Here is a 7,240-nt window from a genome sequence, read left to right as displayed (position 1 = left end):
CCCCCCCCCCCCCCCCCCCCCCCCCCCCCCCCCCCCCCCCCCCCCCCCCCCCCCCCCCCCCCCCCCCCCCCCCCCCCCCCCCCCCCCCCCCCCCCGCCGCCGGACCGCCGGGGCCGCCAGGATGACGAGGACCGCGGCGCCGTACGCGGTTGCGCTCAGCGCCGGCCGGTGGCCGAAGACCGGTGCGAGGAGGTAGACGGCCGCGCCCGCGAGGGCGACGCCGAGCCATTCCCAGCGTCCGTCCAGGGCCACGAGGGCGATCAGGAGCAGGGCGTACCAGGAGTAGCCGGGGGTGAGGAGCGCGAAGGCCCACCCGGTGACCAGGAGGGCGCCGCTCCACGGGCGCCGGGGGTCGCCGCGCCGCATCACGTACAGGGACACGCCCGCCATGGCGGCGAGGAGCACCGGGAGCGCCCAGCTGTCGGGCAGGAGGAGGCGGAGCAGGGCGTAGCGGGAGCCGGCGGAGGGGTCGTCGTAGCCCTCCTCGTCCACGTAGCCGCCGAGGTAGCCGAGGACGGAGTCGTGCGAGAGGAGGACGTAGGGCAGGTAGGCGAGCAGGGTGAAGGCAGCGGCGGGGACCAGGACGGCGGCCGCGTCGCGGACCCGGCGCACCCCGGACAGCGCGCCGGGCAGGACGACGGCGGGCATCAGTTTGGTGGCGACGGCGGCGCCGAGGACCAGGCCTCCGGCCGCCCGGCGGCCGAGGCCGCGCCCCGCGACGAGACCGAGACCGATCACGGCGAGCAGCACGCCCAGTACGTCCACGTGCGCGTTGTTCACGGCTTCGATCGGTACGGCGGGACACCAGGCCCAGTACGCGGCGCGGCGCAGGTCCTGGCCCCGGCGGCGCAGGATCAGCAGCAGCGCGCCCGTCACGCCGAGGGAGAGGAGGCCGGCGCCGGTCTGGAGCGGCTTGTGCCGGGCTCCGTGCGGGGAGAGCTGGTCGACCGCCAGGAAGTACGCCTCGGCGACGGGCGGGTAGATGGTGTGCACGGCGGGCCGGTTGATGCGGGTGCAGTGCGGGACGGGGCCGCCGCCGGGAAGCGGGGCGCGGTCCGGGCCCACGCAGGCGGCGCCCGTGGGAAAGAGCCAGGGGTCGCGCAGCCGGGCCGGTCCCGGGTCCTGCGGGGCGTGGTCGTACGGGGAGATGCCGGCCGACTGGACCCGCCCGTCCCAGGCGTAGCGGTAGGAGTCGGTGCTGGTCCGGGGCGGCGCCACCAGCCCGGTCGCGGCGACGGCGAGGGCCCCGGCGAGGAGCAGGGGCACGACGCGGGCGGCCGGGACCCTGCGCAGGGCGAGCAGGGCGAGGGCGAACAGCGCCCAGCAGGCCGCGTACCGGAGGAACAGCCCCGCGGCGTCGGTGAAGTAGCCGTCGTGGCGGATGGTGAGGACGAGGGCGGCGGTCAGGGCGGCGAGGGCCGCGAGTGCGGTCGGGACGGTCGGGACGGTGCGCGGTTTCACCCCCGCAGCGTTCCAGCATCGGGTCCGGAAGTGGCGTGCGCCGTCCCGCACGTCCGCATTCCGTAAGGTGTTCAAACCGCCCTCCGCGGCGTCGGCGGGGTGTCATGGGCTCATGCGCTTCACTCCGCCCCCGGGCCCGCCGATCACGTTCACGGCGCGGCTGCACGACGCCCGTACCGCGACGGTGATCGGCCGCCTGCTCGGGCTCGCCATCGTCGTCTGTTTCGCCACCGGTGTGCTCAGCCACTTCCTCCAGCACCCGCCGGCCTGGCTCGCCGACCGGCTGCCGAGCCGCCCGTACTGGGGCTACCGGTTCACCCAGGGCCTGCACGTGGCCTCGGGCACCGCCGCGGTCCCGCTGCTGCTCGCCAAGCTGTGGACGGTCTACCCGCGGCTCTTCGCGTGGCCGCCGGTACGGTCCGTGCGGCACGCGCTGGAACGCCTCTCGGTGGCCGTGCTCGTCGCCGCCGCGGTCTTCCAGCTGTTCACCGGGCTGCTGAACACGTTCCAGTGGTACCCCTGGCCGTTCTCGTTCGTGCCCGTGCACTACGCCGTCGCCTGGCTCCTGCTGGGAGCGCTGCTGCTGCACGTCGCCGTTCAATGGCCGCGGATCCGCGACCACTTCACCCGCCGCTCCCCCGGCACCCTGGCGCTGCCCGAGGCCGACGGGCCGGACCGGCGGCAGCTGCTGGCGGCCGTCGCGGCGGGGGTCGGCGCGGTCACGCTGACCACCGTCGGGCAGTCCGTCACCGCGCTCGGTCCGCTGGAGCTGTTCGCTCCGCGCAGCCCGGCCCACGGTCCGCAGGGGCTGCCGGTGAACCGTACGGCCGCCGCGGCGCGCGTCACCGCGGCCTCGCTGGACGGCTGGCGGCTGACCCTGGCCGGGCCGCGCCCGGCCACCCTCACGCTGGCGGAGCTGCGCGCGCTCCCGCAGCACGAGGTGACCCTGCCGATCGCCTGCGTGGAGGGCTGGAGCAAGTCCGCCCGGTGGACGGGGGTACGGGTACGTGACCTGCTGGAGCGGGCCGGAGGGGGACCGGACGCACGCTGCCGGGTGGTGTCGCTGGAAGTGGCGGGCGCGTACCGGGTGATGGAGATGGGCCGCCTGTACGCGCAGGACCCGCTCACCCTGCTGGCGCTGCGCCTGAACGGTGAGGTGCTGTCCCTGGACCACGGCTACCCGGCGCGGATCATCGCCCCGAACCGGCCGGGCGTGCTCCAGACCAAGTGGGTCGGCCGACTGGAGGTGGCGTGATGGCCTTCCGGTACGCGGTCGGCGGCTTCGGCCTGGCCGTCATGGCCTTCGGCGGCTTCCTGCTGGTGCGGGAGCCCGAGCCGTGGCGGATCGCCCTGTGGCTGGCGGGCGGAATCCTCGTGCACGACGGGTTGATCGCCCCGCTGATCATCGCGGTCGGGGCGCTCTGCGCGGCGGCGGGCCTGCGCCTGCGCGGGGTCCCGCGCGCCGCGCTGGTCGTCGCGGGGTCCCTGACGGTGATCGCCCTGCCGCCGCTCCTGCGCCCCGGTGGCGTGGCCAACGCGTCGGTGCTGCCGCTCGATTACCCACGGAACTGGCTGCTGGCCATGGCCGCGATCGGCGTGCTCACGGCCGGGTACGCGGGAGCGCGCGCGTGGTCGCGGCGGCGACGTGCGGCCCTCCGGCGCTGAAGAGGGGGATGACCGAAGGGGGAGTTGCTGCCGGTGCGGCAGCGACTCCCCCTTCGTCCTGCCCGGTCAGCGCCGCAGGTCCACGAAGCTGCGGCCCGCGGCCTGCCAGGTGGTGGCCCGGGTCCAGCCGGCGTCCGCGGCACGGCCGCACAGGGCGCGGGCGCCGAGCCGGGCCCACCAGAAGGGCGCCCCGTGCCCGCCGCGGCCGTCGTCGACGTGGACCTCTACGCGTTCGTCCACGTCGGCGGTGGTCACCTCGACCAGCAAGGAGCCCTCCGGGGCGGCGAGCCGTGCGGCGCGGGTCAGCAGAGCGGCCGGGTCCCCGCCGATGCCGATGTTGCCGTCGATGAGCAGGACCGTGCCCCAGCGTCCCTCTCCGGGCAGCGGGTCGAAGACCGACCGGCACAGGGCGCTGCCGCCGGCCCGCGTCGTACGGGCCACGGCCTCGGGGGTGACGTCCACGCCCAGCGCCCGGTGCCCGCGTGCGGCCAGGGTGGCGACGAGGCGCCCGGGGCCGCAGCCGATGTCCAGGACGGGCCCCGTGCAGCGGGCGAGGACGCCCTCGTCCGCCTCGTCCGGTTCGGCGCACCAGCGCTCCACCTCAAGCGGCAGCAGCCAGCCGTCCGCGCGCCGCAGGTAGAGGGGGCCCTGGCCGGCGCGCAGCGCGTCGGCGTAGGGGTCGGCCCGCCAGGCGAGGGCGGGTTCGGCGAGCTGTGCGGTCATCGTGTCACCGTGCGGAGGCCGGAGTGCAGGGCGGCGAAGCGGGTACCGGGCACGGCGGCGGCGACCCGCGCCGCGTCGGCCGGGGTGTCGACGTCGCACAGCTCGGGCAGGTCCCGTACCGCCCGCCCGGAGGCGGTCAGCCGGCCGCGCTGCAGTTCGCCCGTGGTCGGCAGGGACATCGGTACGCCGAGGAACAGGGCCGGGTCGGGCTCGGCCAGGCCGAGCGCCCAGAACCCGCCGTCGTCGGCGGGGCCGAACCAGGCGTCCGTCTCGCTGAAGTCGAGGCCGCGGGCGAGGAGGTCCGGGGTGACCTGCGGAGTGTCCATGCCGATGAGCAGGGCCGGTCCGGCGGCCCGGGCGAAGGCCGCGGCCAGCCGGGCGTCGAGCCCGCCCGCGCACTGCGGCACGACCTCGATGCCGTGGGGCAGCCAGGGTCCGGGCGCGCCGTCGAGTACGAGAACGCGCCGCCGGGCCGGGGTGTCGAGTACGGCGGCCAGGGTGTCCTGGAGTGCGGCGCGCGCCAGCCCGGCGGCCTGCTCGGGGGTGAAGTGCGGGGTGAGGCGGGTCTTGACCCGGCCGGCGACGGGGGCCTTGGCGATGACGAGGAGGGTGCTCATGCGGAAACCCCCTCCCCTTCGGTGGGCGCGGACCGGATGCCCGGGGGCTCGGCGAGCACCTTGCGCATGTCCCGTACCGCCTGCCAGGTGCCCCGCCAGGTGCCGGTGACCTTGGACTTCCCGGAGCGGGGCAGGTACGGGACGTCGGTCTCGGCGACGCGCCATCCGGCGTCGGCGGCCCGTACGACCATCTGGAGCGGGTAGCCGCTGCGCCGGTCGGTCAGTTCCAGGCCGAGCAGCGCCTCGCGGCGCGCGACCCGCATCGGTCCGAGGTCGTGCAGCCGCAGTCCGGTACGGCGGCGCAGCATCCGCGCCAGCGCGAGGTTCCCGGCACGGGCGTGCACGGGCCAGGCGCCGCGCCCCTGCGGGCGGCGGCGGCCGAGCAGCAGGTCGGCCTCGCCCGCGACGACGCTCGCCGCCATGGCGGCGAGCAGCCCGGGGTCCATGGAGGCGTCGCAGTCGCAGAAGCAGACCAGGTCGGCGCGGGCCGCGAGGAGTCCGGCGTGGCAGGCGGCGCCGAAACCGCGCCGGTCCTCGTGCACGACGGTGGCGCCCAGGCTCCGGGCGATCTCCGCCGAGCCGTCGGTCGAGCCGTTGTCGACGACGATGGCGCGCCATCCGGCCGGCACACGGGCCAGCACCCAGGGAAGCGCCTGCGCCTCGTCGAGGCACGGCAGTACGAGGTCCGCGCGGGGCGGAGCACTAGCTGATGAAGTCACCCTCCACACCGTAGGAATCGGGACCGGGGAAAAGGGGCCCGCAGACCTTACGAAACGCGGACGCCGTCCCACGGGAGGGGGTCCGCGCCACACCTGGGTCCGGGCAGGTGACAGCCTGGGGGCATGGCAGTGAGCAATGTGGACAGTACGAACGAGGGGCCCGGCGGCGCCCAGGGCAGCATTCTGGTCGTCGACGACGATCCGACCGTCTCGGAAGTCGTGGCCGGGTACCTGGAGCGGGCCGGATTCACGGTGCGCCTGGCGGCGGACGGCCCGTCCGGCCTGCGTGCCGCCCAGGAGCACCGCCCCGACCTGATGGTCCTCGACCTGATGCTCCCCGGGATGGACGGCCTGGAGGTCTGCCGCCGGCTACGCGCCGGGGAGAACGGCGGCCGGCCCGTCCCCGTCATCATGCTCACCGCACGCGGCGACGAGGACGACCGGATCCTGGGCCTGGAGATGGGCGCGGACGACTACGTGACCAAACCCTTCAGCCCGCGGGAGCTCGTGCTGCGGGTGCGCTCCGTACTGCGCCGGGCGCAGGCCGGTACCCCGGCCGGTGGCCCGGAAGGCGGTCCGGAGGGCGGTCCGCGGCTCTCGGTGGCGGGCCTGGTACTGGACCCGGCGGCTCGCCGGGTCCACAAGGAGGGCCGGGAACTCGCGCTCACCCTGCGGGAGTTCGATCTCCTCGCCTACTTCCTGCGCCACCCCGGCCAGGTCTGCGACCGGGAGCGGCTGATGCGCGAGGTCTGGGGCTGGGACTTCGGCGACCTGTCGACGGTCACCGTGCACGTCCGGCGGCTCCGCGGCAAGATCGAGGACGATCCGGGGAGCCCGCAGCTGATCCGGACCGTCTGGGGGGCCGGCTACCGCTTCGAGCCGGCCCCGGACACCGCGGCCGAGCACGCCTTCCGGACGGAGGACGGCCATGCGTGACCTTCTGCTGATCGCCCTGTACGCACTCCTCGGCGCGGGTGCCGCCGGGCTGCTCGGGGCCGTGGCGCTGCGGATACTGCGCCGGCGCAGCGTCGCCGTCTCCCTCGCGATCGTCGCCGCGGTCGCCGTGTCCGCGATGCTCGCCGGAACGCTGACCGTGGCGTGGGCGATGTTCCTGTCCTCCCACGACCTGACCGTCGTGACCATGGTCGTCGCGACGGCCGCGGCCGTCTCGATGGCCACCGCGCTGCTGCTGGGCCGCCAGGTCGTCCGGCGCTGCCGGGAACTCGTCGGCGCGGCCCGGGCCTTCGGGGAGGAGGGGACGTTCGCGGCGCCGACCGTGCCCGCTCCCGCCGAATTCACGGCACTGAGCCACGAACTGGCTCTCACCAGCGAACGGCTGGCCGCGTCCCGCGAGCGCGAGCGGGCCCTGGAGGCCTCGCGGCGCGAGCTCGTGGCCTGGATCTCGCACGATCTGCGCACCCCGCTGGCCGGGCTGCGCGCCATGTCGGAGGCGCTGGAGGACGGCATGGCGGCCGATCCCGCCCGCTACCACCGGCAGATCCGTACCGAGGTCGACCGCCTCAACTCCATGGTCGGCGACCTTTTCGAACTCTCCCGCATCCACGCGGGCGCGCTGTCCCTCACCCTGACCCGGATGTCCCTCCACGACCTGGTGGGCGACGCCCTGGCCGGCACCGACGCGCTCGCCCGCGAGCACGGCGTACGGCTGGTCGGCGAGGGGGTCGCCTCGCTGCCGGTGGAGGTGGACGGCAAGGAGATGACCCGGGTGCTGTCCAACCTCCTGGTCAACGCCATCCGCCACACACCGGCCGACGGGACGGTCGCGATCGCCGCCGAACGCCGCGCGGACTCCGTGGTGCTCTCGGTCACCGATGCCTGCGGAGGCATCCCCGAGGAGGACCTCCCGCGCGTCTTCGACACGGGCTGGCGCGGCACCCCGGCCCGTACCCCTCCCTCGGGTGCGGGCCTGGGCCTCGCCATCGTCCGGGGCATCGTCGAGGCCCACGCGGGCCACGCGAACGTCCACAACGTCTCCGGCGGCTGCCGCTTCGAACTGACCCTGCCGGCCGCTGCCGGCTAGGGCCGGCAGACTTG

At 75.7% G+C, this 7,240-nt stretch carries 8 protein-coding genes; 4 read left to right on the top strand and 4 right to left on the bottom strand.

What is annotated here, in order from left to right; translation table 11 throughout:
• Nucleotides 1-1,461, bottom strand: a 1,461-nt coding sequence (locus tag ACZ4YL_RS24430) for a glycosyltransferase 87 family protein (protein WP_468119315.1), incomplete at its 3' end; no start/stop codon positions are given.
• Nucleotides 1,462-1,573: 112 nt separating this feature from the next.
• Between ACZ4YL_RS24430 and ACZ4YL_RS24425 the strand changes: the two genes are divergently transcribed.
• Together ACZ4YL_RS24425 and ACZ4YL_RS24420 are read left to right on the top strand one after the other, a co-directional pair.
• Nucleotides 1,574-2,716: a molybdopterin-dependent oxidoreductase gene (locus ACZ4YL_RS24425; RefSeq protein WP_468119314.1), complete on the top strand. Its 1,143-nt coding sequence runs from the start codon at nucleotides 1,574-1,576 to the stop codon at nucleotides 2,714-2,716.
• Nucleotides 2,716-3,126: a hypothetical protein gene (locus tag ACZ4YL_RS24420; RefSeq protein ID WP_468119312.1), complete on the top strand. Its 411-nt coding sequence runs from the start codon at nucleotides 2,716-2,718 to the stop codon at nucleotides 3,124-3,126. The genes ACZ4YL_RS24425 and ACZ4YL_RS24420 overlap by 1 nt, the downstream gene beginning before the upstream one ends.
• Before the next feature lie 66 nt (nucleotides 3,127-3,192).
• Here the strand turns inward: ACZ4YL_RS24420 and ACZ4YL_RS24415 are convergent, their stop codons facing one another.
• The 3 genes from ACZ4YL_RS24415 to ACZ4YL_RS24405 are packed head-to-tail and all read right to left on the bottom strand — an operon-like array spanning nucleotide 3,193 to nucleotide 5,194.
• Nucleotides 3,193-3,849 (bottom strand): class I SAM-dependent methyltransferase, encoded by a 657-nt coding sequence (locus ACZ4YL_RS24415; protein ID WP_468119310.1) that lies wholly within the window; start codon nucleotides 3,847-3,849, stop codon nucleotides 3,193-3,195.
• Nucleotides 3,846-4,466 carry a TIGR04282 family arsenosugar biosynthesis glycosyltransferase gene (locus tag ACZ4YL_RS24410; protein ID WP_468119309.1) on the bottom strand — a complete coding sequence of 207 codons (621 nt, stop codon included), beginning with the start codon at nucleotides 4,464-4,466 and terminating at the stop codon, nucleotides 3,846-3,848. The genes ACZ4YL_RS24415 and ACZ4YL_RS24410 overlap by 4 nt, the downstream gene beginning before the upstream one ends.
• Nucleotides 4,463-5,194 (bottom strand): glycosyltransferase family 2 protein, encoded by a 732-nt coding sequence (locus tag ACZ4YL_RS24405; RefSeq protein ID WP_468119307.1) that lies wholly within the window; start codon nucleotides 5,192-5,194, stop codon nucleotides 4,463-4,465. Before ACZ4YL_RS24405 ends, ACZ4YL_RS24410 begins: the two co-directional genes overlap by 4 nt.
• A gap of 114 nt (nucleotides 5,195-5,308) precedes the next feature.
• On the opposite strand from ACZ4YL_RS24405, the gene ACZ4YL_RS24400 reads away from it, so the two are divergent.
• On the top strand, nucleotides 5,309-6,121 hold the full coding sequence (locus tag ACZ4YL_RS24400) for a response regulator transcription factor (RefSeq protein ID WP_468119305.1): 813 nt from the start codon (nucleotides 5,309-5,311) through the stop codon (nucleotides 6,119-6,121).
• A complete protein-coding gene (locus ACZ4YL_RS24395) occupies nucleotides 6,114-7,226 on the top strand; it encodes a sensor histidine kinase (RefSeq protein ID WP_468119303.1) in 1,113 nt (370 codons plus the stop codon). Before ACZ4YL_RS24400 ends, ACZ4YL_RS24395 begins: the two co-directional genes overlap by 8 nt.
• Nucleotides 7,227-7,240: the final 14 nt, after the last annotated feature.

Source organism: Streptomyces sp. NPDC030021 (genome assembly GCF_055574035.1).
The sequence above is the reverse complement of the archived record's forward strand: the minus strand, read 5'-3'. Positions and strand labels throughout refer to the sequence as shown.